The following is a 16,368-nucleotide window of genomic DNA, read 5'->3' as shown; positions in this document are numbered from 1 at the left end:
GCCGGTTGTCTGCATCGTCGGCTCAGCAAGGAAGGTGATCGTGTGTCCCAGCCCGGTGAGGGCGCCGCCCAGGGGCGGACTCCCGCGTGGCGCTACGCCATCGGGATGTTCGGCACGTCCATCCCGATCAACATGATCAAGGGATCGACGATCCTCTTCTACGTCGACATCCTCGGGCTCGACGTGCGCGCGTACGGCGTGGTCATGGTGATCTACGCGGTCATCGACGCGCTCGACAACCCGCTGCTCGGCCACCTCTCCGACCGCACCAGGAGCCGGTTCGGCAGGCGCCGGCCCTGGCTGCTCGCCGGCGCGCCGATGCTCGCCGCCTGCATGATCGCGTTCTTCTCCGCGCCCGACTCCCTGCGGGGCATCGGCCTCGTGCTCTGGTTCGCGGTGTTCGCGATCCTGTGTGAGGCTTTCGACTCGATGCTCAACGCGAACTACGGCGCGCTGCTCCCCGAGCTCTATCCGCGCGAGCGCGACCGCGCCGTCGCCAACAGCCTGCGCCAGGGTTTCCAGCTCGTGGCGCTGGTGATCTCGCTCGCGGTCACCCCGCTGCTCACGACGAGCGTCTTCGGCACCGAGGAGTCCACCCGGGGCTTCCAGATCACCGCCGTCATCTACGGTGCGATCGCGCTCGTCGTGATCGTGTTCATGGCGCTCGGCGCCCGCGAGCGTCCCCGCTACTCCACGCGCGAGCGGCCGCGGCTGCTGCCCAGCGTGTGGTCGATCGTGCGCAACCCGATGTTCTGGACGGTCGGGCTCACCGGCGCCTGCTACGGGATGGCCATGGCGCTGGTGCTGTCGGGCATCCAGCTGTACGTCCGCTACTCGCTCGGGCTCCCTGTCGGCAACGCGCTCTACCTTCAGGGCATCGTCATCCTCATCTCGGCGGGCGGCCTCGTCGTGTGGACGCGCGTCGTCGCGCGCCGCGGCGCCCTGTGGGCCTGGCGGCTGGCCTTCGCGGTCCTCGCGGCCGGCTTCGCCGCCCTGTTCCTGGCCACCGGCCTCGTCACCGCGATCGCCGCGGGCGTGCTCGTCGGGGCCGGCTGGTCGGGCATGCTCGCGACGAACGACCTCATCGTCGCGCGCGTGCTGGACGCCGACGCGGCGCGCAACGGGGAGCACCGCGAAGGGCTCTTCCTGTCCGCGTTCGGCTTCTTCGGCCGGCTCAACGGGATCGTGACCGGGCTCGCGCTCACCTCGCTGGGGGTGTTCTTCGGCTACAACTCGGGTGACGACCCCGGCGCCGACCCGGGCCTCGCGTTCCGGATGTACCTGTGCGTCTATCCGTTCGTGCTGACGGCGATCGGCGCGGTCGCGGCGCGACTCGTCTCCGTCCCGGCCGAGACGCCGCCCGAAGCAGCCGAGCCGGCCGGGCCACCGCCCACCGGGCCCCCGGGCCGGCCGGGCCAGCCGGCCGGGCCGGCGGGGCGGCCTGCCGGCCCCGCGGACGAGCCGGCCCCGGAGCGTCCCCGATGACCCGCCGCGTCGTGATCACCGCCGACGACCTCGGCAGGGAGCAGGGCACGACGGAGGTCATCGTCGCGCTGCTGGCCGAGGGCCACGTCACCGCCACGACGCTCATCTGCGTCTCGCCGGCCTCCGAGCAGGCCGCGGCCCAGGTCGAGGAGCTCGGCGTCGTGCCCCGGCTGCACGTGACCCTCACGAGCGAGCGCGGGCTCCCGCGCTGGCGGCCGCTCAACGGCGCGGCCGGCCTGGTCGGTGCTGACGGTCCCGTCGCCCACGGCGTGGCCGGCCTGGTCGGCTCCGACGGGACCCTCCATGACGATCCGTTCGTGCTCGGAGCCCGAGGCGAGGCGCGCGACGTCATGGCGGAGGCGGACGCGCAGCTGCACTGGATGCGCGGCCGGAGCCTGGCGCCCGAGGCGGCCGACTCCCACGCCGGCACCCTCTACGGCCTGCACGGCCGGTCGTGGCTCGCCGAGACGCTCGAATGGTGCGCGCGCCACGGCCTCGCCTTCCGGCTGCCGCGCGACCCCGAGCCGTACATCGGAGGGCCGCTCCCGCCGCAGCTCGCGCAGGCGCACGAGCGCGCCGTCGCCCTCGCCGACGCGCTCGGCGTGGCCATCCCGCAGACCATCGCCACCAACCGGCGCACGGCGCACGAGCTCGGCGCCTACGAGCGGCTCCGCGACGACTACCTCCGCCGGCTCGCCGCGCTCCCCGAGGGCACGAGCGAGCTGTTCCTGCACCCGTCGCGCGAGGACGCGGTCACGGGACCCGACGGCGTCGTACGCGCCTGGGAGGCGCGGTTGCTGCGTGACCCCGTCTGGCACGACGCGCTCGAGAAGGAGGGCGTCGAGCTCGCCGGAGGCTGGTGGGACTGAGGGGCACGCGGCCATGGAGATCGTTGGACAACGGGCCGCGTCCTCCGTGATACTTGGTGCCCGAGCAGCCACGACACATCCGCCAGCGAGTCAGAGGGACCACTCGATGCCCACGGACGGCCCGACCGTCGATCAAGGTGTGCGAGAGATGATCCTGCTGATGCCGCGGCTCATCGCGCGGTCCAAGCGCATGCCGGTTCCCGAGCAGCTGCAGGACTTCGCGCTCACGCCGCGCCACCTGTCGCTGCTGGCTCTCCTGCTGCACGACGGCCCGGCCACGGTCAAGACGCTGGCGGAAGGGCTGGAGGTCGCCTCGACGACGGTCAGCCTCATGGTCGGCGACCTGAGCCGCAAGGGCATCCTCGCCCGGCACGAGGACGAGCGCGACCGGCGGCGGACCATCGTCAGCATCACCGACGAGCACCGCGGGGCGATCGAGGGCTGGCTGGCCGCGGGTGCGGACGCGTGGCGGACCGCGCTGGAGCCCCTGGCTCCCTCGGAGCGGCAGCTGGTCATCGACGCGCTGCTCACCTACGAGCGCGAGACGATGAAGCGCACCCGCCAGCCCGACTGACCGGCGTCCGCAGGACCTAGCCCTCACCACCGCAGGAGGCCGGGCCAAAGAGCCGGCAAGGGCGCGGCGCCGGAGACCGAGAACCGAGCCCATCGAACCGGCATCTAATGTCTCGTGATCCATATGACACTTCGTCTGCCGGCCGCCGGCTCGGCATGACCGGCGTGCGGGAGGACAGCAGGGCGTTCCGGGCGGCACGCCGTGCCGGCATGCGCGGGGCGCCCGATCCCACCTCGGCACTCGGCGTCGCGGCCGTCGCCACGGGACTGCTGGTGTACTTCGTGACCATGATGGTGTCGGGGCAGGGCGACGGGTCCCTCACGCCCGACTCGGTGGTCTTCATCCTCTTCCCGGCGGTGCTCGCCGCCATCACGGGGACCTCGGGCGTGCGCGAGGCCTCCGTCAGGCTGAGGATGCGGCGGGCGTGGCAGCGCGCGAGCCGCGGGGAGGCGGTGCGGGGTCTCACCGGTGTGGCGCTGCGACGTGGCCGGACGGTGGCGGGCTACCCGGTGCGTACCGTCGTCGCCCGGGTGGACGGGCGCGCGCAGTACATCCGTCTGGCGTTCGCGCGAGCCGACGACGCGGCGATGTTGCCGGCGGGCTCGGTGCAGGTCGATCTGTTCGACGGCCCCTCGGTACGCGGCCCGGCGCGGCTGCGCCCGCGCCACGGAGGCGTGGTCTGGGCGTTCGCGGCGCGGAACGGCGATCTGGCCGTGACGGAGGAGACGCGCTACACGTTCGAGAACGGCTGGCCGGATGAGGGACAGGACGGCTGGCCGGACAGCGGCGGGGACGCCGAGCGCCATTCGGGCTGGCCCGGCGGCTCCGACGGCGACGGCGACGGCGACGGCGGAGAATAGCCCGGCGCGACGGCGGAGGCCGGAGCCGTGCCGGCGGACCCCTTCGGGCGGAGGCCGTGCTCCGCTGCCGAACAGCGTCAGCGACTGAAACGGAACGCTCTTCCGGAAAATGGGGACCGTGTTCCGATCGGCATACGATCCGCCGGCGAATTCCGCGAAACCTGTGAGCGCGTTGACGGCGTGCCGGCGAGGGCATTAGGTTTGCTTTCAAACCTGATTTGCTTTTGGTGTCATCGGACCACCTGGAGGCCCCACATGCCTGTGTACGATCTCGACCACGTCACCCTCGGCGTACGTCACCTTTACGAGAGCGCGGAGCGGCTGCGCCGCGAAACCGGGCTGCGCAGCCACGAGGGAGGGTGGCTGCAGGTCATGCCCACCGCTCACCGGGTCATCCCGCTGCCGGGCGACGCCTTCATCAACGTCGAGTCGGTCATCGACCACTACGCCGAGCTGCCCCCGGGGGTCGGCGCGTTCCGCACCTGGTTCGAGCAGACCACCCGGCAGGCCGACCACTGGATGACGTGGAACCTGCGGGCGCGCAGCTACGCCGACCTCGAGGAGGTGGCACGCCGCCTCGGCGGGGAAGTGGTGACCTCCCAGGGCGCCCAGCACCCCGACGGATCGTCCGCGACGACGGTCATGGCGCCCGGCGACGCCGGGATGACCTGGGCGCGCGGGCTGCCGAACTGGTACTACCACGAGGACATGAGCGGGCACCCGGCGCGCAGGGCGCCGATGACGCACGAGCGTCCCCTGGTCGCGGTCGCCTGGCTCGAGATCGGCAACGATCCCGCCGAGGTCGAGGAGCACGTGGGCAAGGAGACCTTCGACGCGCTGCCGCTGCGGTTCGTCCCGGGCGGTCCCGGCTTGCACGGCGTGGGCCTGCGCACCGAGGACGGGGAGGAGATCGCCGTCCGCGCCGCCTCGGGAGCGGCCGGCCTCGCCGAGTTCGCCGCCCGCGCGAGCTGACGGCAAGCGGGCCGGGAAAGGTGATGCCGCGTGGCCTGGCTGCGCACGTTCTGGCGAGGGCTGCCGACCGAGGGGCGGTGGCTGCTCGCGATCATCGCCGTGCAGACGCTCGGGCGCGGCCTCACGCTCCCCTTCACGATCATCTACCTGCGCGAGGTCCGCGGGTTCGACCTCGGCGTCGCCGGAGCGCTGATGTCGCTGGTCGCGATCGCCGGATTCGTCGTCACCGTCCCGAGCGGCTCGCTCGTGGACCGGTACGGCACCCGCGCCGTCCTGATCGGCGGGCAGGGCGCCATGACGGCCGGCAGCGTGCTGCTCGCGTTCGCCACCGGGCCCTGGACAGCGGCCGTCGCGCTCGTCCTGATCGGGCTCAACTTCGGTGCGGCGCTTCCCGCCTTCAACACGCTGATCGCGGCGGTCGTCGACGGAGACGTGCGGCAACGGTTCTTCGGCGTGCACTTCGCGCTCATGAACGCCGGCATCGGCGTGGGAGGCGTCGTCGGCGGGCTGTTCGTCGACGTGGACGTCCCGGCCACGTTCACCACGATCTACCTCGCCGAGGCCGCCGCCGCCCTGGTGCCGATCGTGGTGCTGCTGGGACCGCTCAGGAACGTGCGCGGGCCCGACCGGCGCGACCCGGGACCGCGTGCGGCGGCGCCCGGCTACCGCGCCATCCTCAGGCGGCCGCCGGTGCGCTGGCTCGCCGCGCTCACCTTCACCGGGGTCCTCGTGGGGTACGGCCAGTTCCAGGCCGGCGTGCCCAGCTTCGCGCGGGAGGTCGCCGGCGTCTCCACCAGCGCCATCGGCGTCGCGTACGCGGTCAACACCGCGATGATCGTCGTCCTGCAGCTGCCGGTGCTCGCGCGGATCAGCGGCCGCCGCCGCACCAGGGTGATGATCGTGATGGCGGGTTCGTGGGCCGGGGCGTGGCTGCTGCTCGGCGCCGCGGGGTCCGGGCTCGGCAGCGCGGTCGCGACCGCCGGGCTCCTGGCCTTCATGGCGGTGTTCGCCTTCGGCGAGACCCTGCTGCAGCCCACGGTTCCGGCGGTCACCAACGACCTGGCCACCGACGACGCCCGCGGCCGGTACAACGCGCTCAACGCGGCGGCGTTCAACGGCGGGGCGATGGCCGCGCCGGCGCTCGCCGGCCTGCTGCTGGGCCTCGACCTGGCCGCAGCGTACGTCGGCCTGATGGTCGTGGGGTGCCTGGCGCTCTGTGCCATGGCGCTCGCCCTGGAGAGAAGAATCCCGCCGGCGGCCAACGGGATGTCACGCCCGGGCGGCCGCGTGGCGTCCCAGGCCGAGGAAGAGCAGAGCAGGAGCACCGGCGCGTGAGCCGGGGTCCGACCATAGGACTGTAGGACTGTGATCGAATGAAACGAGCTGTCATCGTCGGCGCCGGCGTCGGCGGGCTGACGACCGCGATCGCCCTGCGAGCGATCGGCTGGAAGGTCTCCATCTACGAGCGGTGGCCCGAGGTCGTCGCCGAAGGGACCGCGCTCGGCATCCAGCCGGACGCCCAGGCCGGGCTGGCGAGCCTGGGGCTGGGAGCCGACCTGCACAAGCGCACCGTCCCCTACCGGCATGCCCAGGTCCGCAGGCCTGACGGCAGGCGCCTGGCCGGCCTGCCCCTGGAACGCATCGAACGGCGAGCGGGGACACCGGTCCGGATGTTGTCACGAGCCTCGCTGATCGAGATGTTGCTGCGGCAGGTGGACCCCGCGACGATCAGCACAGGCGTGGAGATCACCGACCCCTCCGCCCTGCGTGTCTGCCACGACCTGGTGATCGGCGCCGACGGGGTGCGCAGCACCGTCCGCCAGGCGTTCTTCGGCGATGAGACCCGGCCGCGCTACGCGGGCATCGTCGCGTGGCGCGGCGTGATCGAAGGGTACCAACCCCCGCACTACGGCGAGACGTGGGGCCACGGGCAGATGTTCGGGATGACGCCGCAGGCTCCGGGGGTGACCAACTGGTACGCGGCCGTACGGGTCCCTGAGGGGAACGACGAGAGCCTCGACGACCTGCGTGCCCGCTTCGCGAACTGGCACGATCCCATTCCCCGCGTGCTGGCGGAGGCGGACGACGGAGCCGTGCTGCGGCACGAGGTCCACGAACTGGCGCCGCCGCCGGCGTCGTACGTGAAGGGAAACGTGGCGCTGATCGGCGACGCGGCGCACGCGATGGCGCCGGCCCTGGGACAGGGTGCCTGCCAGGCGCTGCTCGACGCGATCGAACTCGCCGACCGCCTGCACGCGTCCGCGGGCGACGTGGCGCGGGCACTGCGTTCCTACGACGCCCGGAGGCGCCCGGCCGCCCAGCGCATCGTCACCGCGTCGCGCTGGATGACCCGCCTGGCCGTCGCCGGCCGCCTGACGGGAGCGCGCGACCTCCTGATGCGCCTGCTGCCCGCCTGACAGCGGCCGGGGACGCTCGGTTAAACAATCGTGGACTCTGTGCCATCGACGTCCGCCGCACGGGTGCGTGAAGATCGTTTGCCATGTTCATCACCCATGACCCCGCGGTCCTGCGACGGGCGCTGGCAGGCGTTCTGAGCATGGCCGCCGCCCTCACGGTCGCCGGCTGCGGCGCGCTCCAGCCTTCGGCCGAGAACCGGGCACAGGCGCAGGCTCCGGCGCGCGAGTCGGCGGCACCCGCCGAGACGGAGGAGAGCGAGCCGGCCCCCCAGGAAGCCACGGAGCAGGAGAGCACCGAGCAGGAGACCGGGCGGACGAGCGCGGAGACCACCACGGAGACCACCACGGAGACCACTGCGGCGGGCACGCGGCTCAAGCTCGGCGAGCGCGCGGTGGTCCCGTTCAGGAAGGGCACGATCGGCGTCACCGTGACCGCCGTGGAGAAGGGCGACCCGGCCGACCTCGTACGCGAACGCGGCCAGCAGGCCAAGGGCATCACGCCCTATTACATCCGCTTCACCGTCGAGAACGTGGACGGCACCGACCACTCCTACTCGTCGGGCCCCAGCCTGTCGCTGGTGACCGCGGACGGCAGCGGCACCGGCGCGATCGTCACCGGCGGCATGCCGGGCTGCGAGCGCGAGAGCGCGCCCAGGGACTTCGCCACGGCCGGAGCGACCTTCACGTCCTGCAGGCTGGGCGGCGCCAGGACCGGCATCGCGATCGCCGGCGCCAAGTTCGACGACGACGACTACCGCGACAAGCCCGTCGTCTGGCGGCGCTGAGCGGGCTCGAAGAGCTTTCCGGCTCACCCGCCGATCCACCCGAGCCGTACGGCCCGGCGCGTGGAGGCGGGCGGCGTGGCCGACTCGCAACCCGGTCGCGTCCTCCCCGCCGTTGACGTGGATCACCGGTCGGGAGGATGATCCGCGGGTGGTGCCTGGACCGACACTCGCCTGCCGCGCTCTCAGCTGCCGGGCGGGCGGGCGTACCATCGTCGAAGACCTCACCCTCGAACTGGACCGAGCCGAGCGCGTGGCGCTGATGGGCCCGTCGGGGTCCGGCAAGACCACGTTGCTGACCACGCTGGCCGGGCTGCTCCCGCCCGCCGCCGGCCGGGTCCTGGTGCGCGGCGTGCCCCTCGACGAGCAGCCGGAGCTGAGGGCCGGGCTGGCGCTGGTGTTCCAGTCGTACGGGCTGCTCAGCCTGCTCACCGCCGCCGAGAACGTCGAGGTGGCGCTCAGGGCGTCGGGGCGGACGCCGCGCGAGGCGGTACGCCTGGCGTCGGAGGCGCTGGAGCGGCTGCGGGTGTCGAAGTTCGCCGACCACCTGGTCGAGGAGCTGTCCGGCGGGCAGCAGCAGCGCGTCGCGGTGGCCAGGGCGCTGGCGTTGCGGCCCCAGGTGCTGCTGGCCGACGAGCCGACGGCCGAGCAGGACGAGACGCACCGCGCGCTCGTGCTGGACGAGCTGCTCGCGGCGACGGACGACGGCACCACGCTGGTGATCGCCACGCACGACACCGAGGTGGCCGAGCGCTGCGACCGGGTGATCGAGCTGCGCGCCCGGGCCCACCGGCAGTCGAGGAGCGCCCTGTGAGCGCGGCGGGCACCCATGAGCCGTGCCCGTCCATGAGCCGCGACCGCGGCACCCGGGAGGGCCGCACATGAGCGTCGTCAGGTGCGACGGGATCGTGCAGATCTACAAGGCGCAGGACGTCGAGGTCGTCGCGTTGCGCGACGTGGACCTGACGATCGAGGCGGGCGAGACGGTCGCGCTGCTCGGACCCTCTGGCGCGGGCAAGTCGACGCTGCTGTGGCTGCTGGCCGGGCTGCTGCGCCCGAGCGCGGGCCGCCTGTGGCTGGACGGCACCGACGTGGGGCGGCTCGACCAGCGCAGGCTCGACCGGTTGCGGGCGGCGCACATCGGCATGATGGTGCAGAACCCCGCACGCAACCTCATCGGCTACCTCTCCGCGGCCCAGAACATCGCCTTCGCCCAGCGCGCCGTCGGACGTGCCCGCCGCGGCGCCGGCGCCGTCGACAGCGCCGGTCACAGCGCCGGTCACAGCGCCGGTCATAGGGCCGGTCATAGGGCCGGCCATGGGGCCCGCGTCCCTGCCCGCCGGCGTGCCCGCGACCTGCTGGCCCGGGTCGGCCTGGCGGACGCGGGCAACCGGCCGGCCGGGCGGATGTCCGGCGGCGAGCAGCAGCGCCTCGCCCTCGCCGTGGCGCTGGCCAACGCGCCCAGGCTGCTGCTGGCCGACGAGCCCACCAGCCAGCTCGACGAGGAGTCGGGCACGCGGGTGATCGAGCTCATCAAGGACGTCGCCGCGGCCGACGGCACGACCGCGGTCGTGGTCACGCACGACACCGCGGTGAGCGAGGCGCTGAGCCGTACGGTGACGATCAGGGACGGCCGGGTCGGCGCGGAGGGCAGGCGTGGCGAGGACTTCGTGGTCGTCGGCCGGGAGGGCGCCGTTCAGGTGCCGCCCGAATACCACCACCTGCTGCCGCCCGGTTCCATGGCGCGGATCGAGACGCTCGACGACGGCATCGCGCTCAGGAGGGCGGAGCCGTGATCCTGCGCGGCCTCTGGGAACGCCGTACGCTCTCGCTGGTCGTCCTGCTGATCGCGATCGTGCCGATCGCGTCGGCGGCCGTGGGGCCGATCTACTCGGCGGCCGCCCGCACGACGATCGCCAGGGACGCGGTGAAGGCGGCGCCGCTGGAGGGGCGCGGCTGGCGGTACACGACCACCCAGGGCGGCATCGAGGCCAAGGTGGCGGCGTTCACCGCGGGCGCGGACTTCACCGGCCCGCCGGTGCTCGGGATGGAGGCGAGCAGCGGCCGGCCTGGTGACCGGCGCGCGTTCTCGCTGGTCTGGCAGGACGGGCAGTGCCGGCACCTGCCGCTGGTCGAGGGCAGCTGCCCGGACGCGGCCAAGGAGGTGATGGCCAGCCAGGCGTCGGGGTTCAAGGTGGGGGAGAAGATCAGGCTGTCGGCCGTGGTGGACGTCGAGTACACCCCCACCGGGCGGAAGCCGGCGTCGCTCACCGTGGTCGGGATCTACCGGCCGGGGCCGGCCGGCGACCCGTTCTGGTTCGGCAGGACGTTGTTCTCGCCGACAGGGGAGCCGAGCCAGGACAAGGCCGACGCGCTGTTCACCGTGCCGGAGACCCGGCTGGAGACGTACAACGTCTCCGGCGGGCAGGGGGAGGAGGGCGGCTGGACCGACTACGCCGTCGTCTCCATCGTCGCGGACCGGCTGGAGGGGACCGACCTCGCGAAACTCGCCGCGATGCAGGCCACCGCCGAGTCCACGGGCCGGACCTCGGGCGACATCGTGTTCTCCCGGGTGGCGGACACGGTCAGAGCCGTGACCGCGGGCGCCGGCGCGCTGGGCGTGCCGACGCTCCTGGTGATCGCGCAGGTGGTGGCGCTCGGCTGGATGTTGCTCTTCCAGACCGTGGGCGACCTGGTCAGGGCGCGCGGCGCGGAGATCGCGCTGGCCCGGCTGCGCGGGCACGGGCGGGCGCGGGTGTGGTTGTTCGCGCTGGCCGAGCCGCTGCTGCTGCTCGCCGCCGCCGTGCCGCTCGGGCTGCTGACCGGGCACGCCGCGGCGGGCGTGATGATCGGCGCGCTGCTGCCCGCGGGCATCCCGGTGACCTTCCCGCCGGAAGCGGCGCTGGCCGGCGTCGCGGCGATGCTGGGCGGCGTGCTCGCGGCGGCGATGGCCGCCTGGCGTACGGCGACGCGGCCGGTCACCGAGGAGTGGCGGCGCACGCCCCGCCGTACGGCCCGCGGCTGGGTGCTGGACGCCGTGGTCCTCGCGGTCACCGCGGTGGGCCTGGTCGAGCTGCTGGCCACCGGTCTGATCACGGACGTGTCGGGGAGCAGTTCGGGCGCGCTGGCGGTGCCCGGGCTGATCGCGCTGGGCGTGGCGCTGCTGGCCGCCCGGGCGCTGCCGGTGCTGACCAGGCGGCTGTTCCCGGTCACCAGGCGGCGCGGCGGGCTCGGGCCGTTCCTGGCGCTGCGGCAGGTGGCTAGGGGGCCGGTGACCGCGGGCAGCGTGATCGTGCTGGGAGCGGCGTTCGGGCTGGCCACGTTCGCGGTGTCGGCGTGGAGCGCCACGTCGGGCGACTACGCGGAGACGGCGCGCTTCCACAACGGCGCGGCCACCGCGATCACGGTCCGGCCGGTCGAGCCGAGCAGGCTGATCGACGCCGTGGCCGCCGCCGACCCCGGCGGCCGGACCGCCGCGCCGGTGATCAAGGTGCCGGGACCGCCGCAGCTGATCGCCACGGACCCGCAGCGGCTGGCCGCCGTGGGCGCGGCCTGGCGGCCCGACCTGGCGGCCGGCGCGTCCCTGGCCCAGGCCGCCGCCAGGCTGCCGACCCCGTCCGAGCCGCGGGTGTGGGTGCGCGGCGACAGGTTCCGTGCCGAGGTGAAGCACGACCGGCCGCCCGAGGGCTGGACGATGAAGCTGTTCGTCACGTTCCGGGTGCCCGGTCAGCTGCGGCCCGCCCAGCTCCCGCTCGGCGACCTCGCCGGACGCTCCGGCGTGCACGAATGGAACCTGCCGCCGGCCTGCCGGCAGGCCCGGTGCGAGCTGCGCGCCTTCCGGGGGCAGCCGGTCCCGCCCGAGCAGTTCGAGGACCCCGCGTTCGTACGGGTGACCGTCACCGGGATGGCGGTACGCGATCAGGGCCGCTGGCGCTCCCTGGCCATGCCGAGCTGGGACGCCGACCCGGGCCGGCGCGACGGCACGTTCGCGATCACCATGGTCGACAACCAGACGCTGCGCCCCGCCACGTACGACGAGCGGCCGCCGGCGGTCGCGGTCGGGGACATCGGCACCCGGGTGGTGCCGGGGCTCGACAACGCCTACGCCGGCCCGGTGCGCACCGTCGTGGCGTCCGCCGCCGCGCCCGGCCTGACCGACGCGGGCGTCCTGGTGAACCTGGAGCAGGCCGACCGGATGGCGTACGGCGTCCACGACAAGGCCGCGTACCAGGTGTGGACCGGCCTGACCGACACGGCGGCGCTGGAGCGCGAGCTGGAGCGGCAGGGGTTGTCGGTGGTGTCGCGGCGGCACGTGGCCGACCTGACCGCGTCGTTCGCCGGGCAAGGGCCGGGGCTCGCGCTGTTGCTGCTGCTGGCGTCCGCGCTGGCGGCGGCGGCGCTGGCGCTCGGGCGCACCGTGCTCGCGCTCCACACGTCGGCCAGGAGGCGCGGGTACGAGCTGGCCGCGCTGGAGGCGTCCGGTGCCAGGGTGGCGGCGCTGCGGGTGGCGCTCCTGCTGGAGCAGGTGATCACGATCGCGGCGGGCACCCTGGCCGGGCTGCTGGCGGGGCTGGTGGCGGCGCGGGTGGCGCTCGGCAGGATCCCGCAGTTCACCTCGCCGCCCGTCACGCCGCCGCTGCCGCACGAGGTGGCGGCGGTGCCCGTCGTCCTCGTCGCCGGCGTCGCCCTCCTGATCAGCCTGCTGGCCGCGGTGGTCGTGTCGGAGCTGCTGCTGCGCGGCATCCGCGTGGAGCGCCTGCGCGAGACCCCCACCTGACGGCCGGCCCGCGCCGCTCCATGACGTCGAGTTCGGCCGTGTTCCCGAGGGTCGAGGGGCCGGCACCCCGGCTGCCCCCGCCGCCGGCGCGTGAGGCGCGCCGGCCCGGCCTCGCGCGCGCCAGCGTACCCGTATCGCCCGACGGTGGTGGCTGCCGCCGCGGATAACGTTCCGCGAACGTTCATCATGCGCTTCGGTGCCCAGGACTACCGAAACAGGTCCTGAATAGGAAGAATCCAGCGAGCACGAAGATAACCTCCCAGGTTGACGGAAAGTGAGACTGCGCGACGATGGAAGCTCGCACCATCAGGCAACGGGGACCGACGGGCGAGCGCCGGTTGTCGTTGCTCTATCTGGCGCCCTCGCTGATCATTTTTGCCATCTTCGTCTTCTATCCGCTGGGCAGGACGTTCTACCTGTCCACGATGGGGACGGACATCATCGGGCGGGCCAACAAGTTCGTCGGGCTCGACAACTTCGCGGGCATGTTCAGCGACCAGGCCTTCTACAAGGCGCTGGGGACCACGGCGCTGTTCGCCCTCTTCACCGTCGTCCCGGCGATCGTCGGGGCGCTCGTGGTCGTCCTGCTGCTGGAGTCGCGCATCAGCGGGCAGCGGATGTTCCGTACGGTGTTCGCGCTGCCGTTCGCCTTCTCCGTGGCCACCGCGTCGGTGATCTTCGCCCTCATCTACAACCCGGCCGTGGGCATGGCCAACGGCATCCTCAGCTACGTCGGCGTCGACCGGATCGGCTGGCTGACCGAGCCGGACCTGGCCCTGATCTCCATCTCGATCACCACGGTCTGGATGACGCTCGGCTACAACGTCCTCGTGCTCTCCGCGGGCGTCGGCGCGATCCCCACGGAGGTGGTGGAGGCGGCCAGGCTCGACGGCGCGACGGGATGGCGGTTGCACAGCCGGATCACCGTTCCCATGCTCTCCCCCCAGCTCTTCTTCCTCATCGTGATCTCCACGATCCACGCGCTGCAGAGCTTCGGGCAGATCCACATCCTCACCAAGGGCGGACCCGACGGCGCGACGTCCACGCTGGTCTACTGGATCTACGAGAAGGCCTTCAGCTACGGGTCGTCGGACTTCGGCACGGCCAGCGCCGCGGCGATCGTGCTCCTGGTGGTCGTCCTGGCGTGTACCGGCATCCAGTTCGGTGTGCTGGAAAGGAGAGTCCACTACCGATGAGCACCACCTCCTCCTCGGTCGCGAGCAAGATCGTTGTCTATCTCGTGCTCATCGTGTGCGCGATCCCGGTGGTCTTCCCGCTCTACTACGCGTTCATCGGCGGCATCATGACGCCGAGCGACCTGGCAAGCTATCCGCCGAAGCTGCTCCCGACGGGGATCGACCTCGGCAACTACGGCTCGGCGCTCGACACCATCCCGCTGGCCAGGCAGTACCTCAACTCGGCGATCCAGACCGGCATCGTCACCATCTGCCAGCTCCTGTCGAGCGTCCTGGCCGCCTACGCGTTCGCGTTCCTGCGGATGTGGGCCAAGACGGCGATGTTCGCGCTGTTCATGGTGACGCTCATGGTGCCGTGGGAAGCGATCATCCTGCCCAACTACCTGCTGATCTCGGACCTGGGGCTGACCAAGGGGCCGCTCACCTACCTCGGGCTCACGCTGCCCTTCCTCGCCCACGCCTTCGGCACGTTCCTGCTGCGGCAGTCGTTCCTGCAGTTCCCGATCGAGGTGCGGGACGCCGCCGTGATGGACGGATGCGGCCACCTGCGGTTCCTGTGGCGGATCCTGCTTCCCCTGTCGAAACCGGCCATCGCCGCCGTCGGCGTCTACGTGTTCATGACCACGTGGAACCAGTACTTCTGGCCGTTGATCCTCGGCAACGACGACCAGTACAAGACGCTGCAGATCGGCGTCTCCATGTTGAACGACGCCGAATCGTCCAGCCCGACGCTCATCCTTGCCGGGGTCACCCTCGCGCTGCTGCCCACCCTCGTACTCGTGATCTTCGGGCAGCGCTTCATCATCCGCGGCCTCACCGCAGGCGCGGTGAAGTAATCGTGAACAAGAAACGGAGTTCCCAGATGGCACGACCCCGATTTCGGCGTACGCGCGACGGGCTGGTGGTCACGGCCGCGCTCTCCCTCGCTCTGACGGGCTGCGGTGGCGACGCCGGCTCGGGCGAAGGCGGCGAGGCCGCCACGGCGCCCGGCGCGGACGCGATCACCGAACCGATCGAGATCGAGTTCTGGCACTCGATGAAGGAGAAGAACGAGCTCGCCATCAAGGCCATGGTGGACGACTTCAAGAAGGTGAACGACAAGATCACCGTGAAGCCGGTCTTCAAGGGCGACTACGACCAGATGGTCGTCGCCTACAAGCAGGCCGTCCAGCAGGAGGCCACGCCCCCGCTGGTCCAGATCTACGACATCGGCTCGCGGTTCATGTACGACTCCCAGCAGGTCGTCCCGATGTACAAGTTCATCGAGCAGGACAAGTTCGACCAGAACGCGAACATCGAGCCCAACATCGCCAGCTACTACACGATCAAGAACAAGCTCTGGTCGATGCCGTTCAACTCCTCGGCGCCGCTGCTCTACATGAACGCGGACGCCGTGAAGGAGGCCGGGCTCGACCCGGACAAGCCGCCGGCCACGCTCGACGAGGTCGGCGAGTGGGCGAAGAAGCTCACCGTCAAGGAGGGCGGAACGGTCAAGCAGTTCGGCTTCAACGCCGCGCTCTACGGCTGGTTCGTCGAGCAGCTGACCGCCCAGGACAACGCCGAGTACTGCGACAACGGCAACGGCAGGAACGGCCTGGCCACCAAGGTGAACTTCGGCACCGGCGCGGGGCCCAAGTTCGCCCAGTGGCTGGGCGACCTGGTGAAGGAGGGCTACGCCACCAACACCGGCCGGCCGACCGACCAGGCCCAGAACGCGTTCAAGACCGGGACGATCGCCCTGCACCTGGAGTCGACCTCCGCCCTCGGCGGCTACACCGAGGCCGCGAAGGGCAAGTTCGAGCTGAAGACCGCCCCGTTCCCCAAGGTGTCCGACTCCTCCAGCGGCGGCACGATCATCGGCGGCGCCTCCCTGTGGATCAACGCGGCGGGGCACAGCGACGCGGAGAAGCGGGCCGCCTGGGAGTTCGTGAAGTTCTCCAACACGCCCGAGCAGCAGGCGAAATGGCACGAGGCGACCGGATACGTGCCGGTCAACCCGCAGGCCAAGGCGAACGACAACCCCAACTTCCAGGTCGCGGTGACGCAACTGCGCGCCCAGCAGCCGTCGGCGGCCACGTCGGGCTGCCTCCTCGGCGTCATGCCCGAGGCCAGGAAGGCGGCCGAGGTCGGCCTCGAGCAGGCCGTGCCCGCCGGGGAGGGGCAGGAGCCTCGCACCCCGGCCGAGCAGGCGATGCAGAACGCCGCCGCCACGCTGCAGACGCCCATCCAGAAGTACAACGCCAACGTCGAGCAGTGACGGCAGGGGCGGGCGTCCACCGCAGGACGCCCGCCCCCAGGCTCGGCGGCAGTCCGGGCCCCCGGCGCCCGGACGGCCGCGGGGGGGGGGGGGGGGGGGGGGGGGGGGGGGGTGGAGGGGGGGGGGGGGGGGGGGGGGGGAGGGGGGGGGCGGTACCGGGTCTGCTGGGGGGAGGGGCG

General features: G+C 72.4%; 14 protein-coding genes. All 14 read left to right on the top strand.

From position 1 onward, the window contains the following. Nucleotides 1-42: 42 nt before the first annotated feature. The 14 genes from ACZ6SA_RS16175 to ACZ6SA_RS16110 all read left to right on the top strand — a co-directional run bounded on the left by ACZ6SA_RS16175 (nucleotide 43) and on the right by ACZ6SA_RS16110 (nucleotide 16,189). Entirely contained in the window at nucleotides 43-1,485 is a 1,443-nt protein-coding gene (locus ACZ6SA_RS16175; RefSeq protein ID WP_465828587.1) for an MFS transporter, read from the top strand. Then, nucleotides 1,482-2,354, top strand: coding sequence for a carbohydrate deacetylase (locus tag ACZ6SA_RS16170; protein ID WP_465828586.1), 873 nt, complete (start codon nucleotides 1,482-1,484; stop codon nucleotides 2,352-2,354). The genes ACZ6SA_RS16175 and ACZ6SA_RS16170 overlap by 4 nt, the downstream gene beginning before the upstream one ends. Nucleotides 2,355-2,502: 148 nt before the next feature. Then, entirely contained in the window at nucleotides 2,503-2,928 is a 426-nt protein-coding gene (locus ACZ6SA_RS16165; RefSeq protein ID WP_347642300.1) for a MarR family winged helix-turn-helix transcriptional regulator, read from the top strand. Nucleotides 2,929-3,083: 155 nt separating this feature from the next. Next, a complete protein-coding gene (locus ACZ6SA_RS16160) occupies nucleotides 3,084-3,788 on the top strand; it encodes a hypothetical protein (RefSeq protein ID WP_465828584.1) in 705 nt (234 codons plus the stop codon). A gap of 255 nt (nucleotides 3,789-4,043) precedes the next feature. Beyond that, a complete protein-coding gene (locus tag ACZ6SA_RS16155; protein ID WP_465828583.1) occupies nucleotides 4,044-4,760 on the top strand; it encodes a VOC family protein in 717 nt (238 codons plus the stop codon). 30 nt (nucleotides 4,761-4,790) lie between these two features. Then, nucleotides 4,791-6,095, top strand: coding sequence for an MFS transporter (locus tag ACZ6SA_RS16150; RefSeq protein ID WP_465828581.1), 1,305 nt, complete (start codon nucleotides 4,791-4,793; stop codon nucleotides 6,093-6,095). 38 nt (nucleotides 6,096-6,133) lie between these two features. After that, nucleotides 6,134-7,177 (top strand): FAD-dependent monooxygenase, encoded by a 1,044-nt coding sequence (locus ACZ6SA_RS16145; RefSeq protein ID WP_465828580.1) that lies wholly within the window; start codon nucleotides 6,134-6,136, stop codon nucleotides 7,175-7,177. Nucleotides 7,178-7,260: 83 nt separating this feature from the next. Then, on the top strand, nucleotides 7,261-7,962 hold the full coding sequence (locus ACZ6SA_RS16140; RefSeq protein ID WP_465828578.1) for a hypothetical protein: 702 nt from the start codon (nucleotides 7,261-7,263) through the stop codon (nucleotides 7,960-7,962). A gap of 151 nt (nucleotides 7,963-8,113) precedes the next feature. Then, on the top strand, nucleotides 8,114-8,773 hold the full coding sequence (locus ACZ6SA_RS16135; RefSeq protein ID WP_443150748.1) for an ABC transporter ATP-binding protein: 660 nt from the start codon (nucleotides 8,114-8,116) through the stop codon (nucleotides 8,771-8,773). A gap of 67 nt (nucleotides 8,774-8,840) precedes the next feature. Further along, nucleotides 8,841-9,755: an ABC transporter ATP-binding protein gene (locus ACZ6SA_RS16130; protein ID WP_465828576.1), complete on the top strand. Its 915-nt coding sequence runs from the start codon at nucleotides 8,841-8,843 to the stop codon at nucleotides 9,753-9,755. Beyond that, on the top strand, nucleotides 9,752-12,736 hold the full coding sequence (locus ACZ6SA_RS16125) for an FtsX-like permease family protein (protein WP_465828574.1): 2,985 nt from the start codon (nucleotides 9,752-9,754) through the stop codon (nucleotides 12,734-12,736). Before ACZ6SA_RS16130 ends, ACZ6SA_RS16125 begins: the two co-directional genes overlap by 4 nt. A 290-nt stretch (nucleotides 12,737-13,026) precedes the next feature. Beyond that, complete coding sequence (locus tag ACZ6SA_RS16120; RefSeq protein WP_347642309.1) at nucleotides 13,027-13,932, top strand: carbohydrate ABC transporter permease; 906 nt, start codon at nucleotides 13,027-13,029, stop codon at nucleotides 13,930-13,932. Next, the gene (locus ACZ6SA_RS16115; protein WP_347642310.1) at nucleotides 13,929-14,768 is read left to right on the top strand and encodes a carbohydrate ABC transporter permease; all 840 of its coding nucleotides are present in this window, start codon (nucleotides 13,929-13,931) and stop codon (nucleotides 14,766-14,768) included. The genes ACZ6SA_RS16120 and ACZ6SA_RS16115 overlap by 4 nt, the downstream gene beginning before the upstream one ends. A 26-nt stretch (nucleotides 14,769-14,794) precedes the next feature. Then, nucleotides 14,795-16,189, top strand: a complete 1,395-nt coding sequence (locus tag ACZ6SA_RS16110) for an ABC transporter substrate-binding protein (protein WP_347642311.1) — start codon at nucleotides 14,795-14,797, stop codon at nucleotides 16,187-16,189. Nucleotides 16,190-16,368 lie beyond the last annotated feature (179 nt).

This window comes from Nonomuraea sp. NPDC049378, assembly GCF_055586745.1.
The sequence above is the reverse complement of the archived record's forward strand: the minus strand, read 5'-3'. Positions and strand labels throughout refer to the sequence as shown.

Bases quoted from the DNA above. Each gene is read 5' to 3' on its own strand.
- ACZ6SA_RS16140 (WP_465828578.1), top strand. From the start codon at position 7,261: ATGTTCATCACCCATGACCCCGCGGTCCTGCGACGGGCGCTGGCAGGC.
- ACZ6SA_RS16165 (WP_347642300.1), top strand. From the start codon at position 2,503: ATGATCCTGCTGATGCCGCGGCTCATCGCGCGGTCCAAGCGCATGCCG.
- ACZ6SA_RS16130 (WP_465828576.1), top strand. From the start codon at position 8,841: ATGAGCGTCGTCAGGTGCGACGGGATCGTGCAGATCTACAAGGCGCAG.
- ACZ6SA_RS16120 (WP_347642309.1), top strand. From the start codon at position 13,027: ATGGAAGCTCGCACCATCAGGCAACGGGGACCGACGGGCGAGCGCCGG.
- ACZ6SA_RS16170 (WP_465828586.1), top strand. From the start codon at position 1,482: ATGACCCGCCGCGTCGTGATCACCGCCGACGACCTCGGCAGGGAGCAG.
- ACZ6SA_RS16160 (WP_465828584.1), top strand. From the start codon at position 3,084: ATGACCGGCGTGCGGGAGGACAGCAGGGCGTTCCGGGCGGCACGCCGT.
- ACZ6SA_RS16145 (WP_465828580.1), top strand. From the start codon at position 6,134: ATGAAACGAGCTGTCATCGTCGGCGCCGGCGTCGGCGGGCTGACGACC.
- ACZ6SA_RS16115 (WP_347642310.1), top strand. From the start codon at position 13,929: ATGAGCACCACCTCCTCCTCGGTCGCGAGCAAGATCGTTGTCTATCTC.
- ACZ6SA_RS16110 (WP_347642311.1), top strand. From the start codon at position 14,795: ATGGCACGACCCCGATTTCGGCGTACGCGCGACGGGCTGGTGGTCACG.
- ACZ6SA_RS16155 (WP_465828583.1), top strand. From the start codon at position 4,044: ATGCCTGTGTACGATCTCGACCACGTCACCCTCGGCGTACGTCACCTT.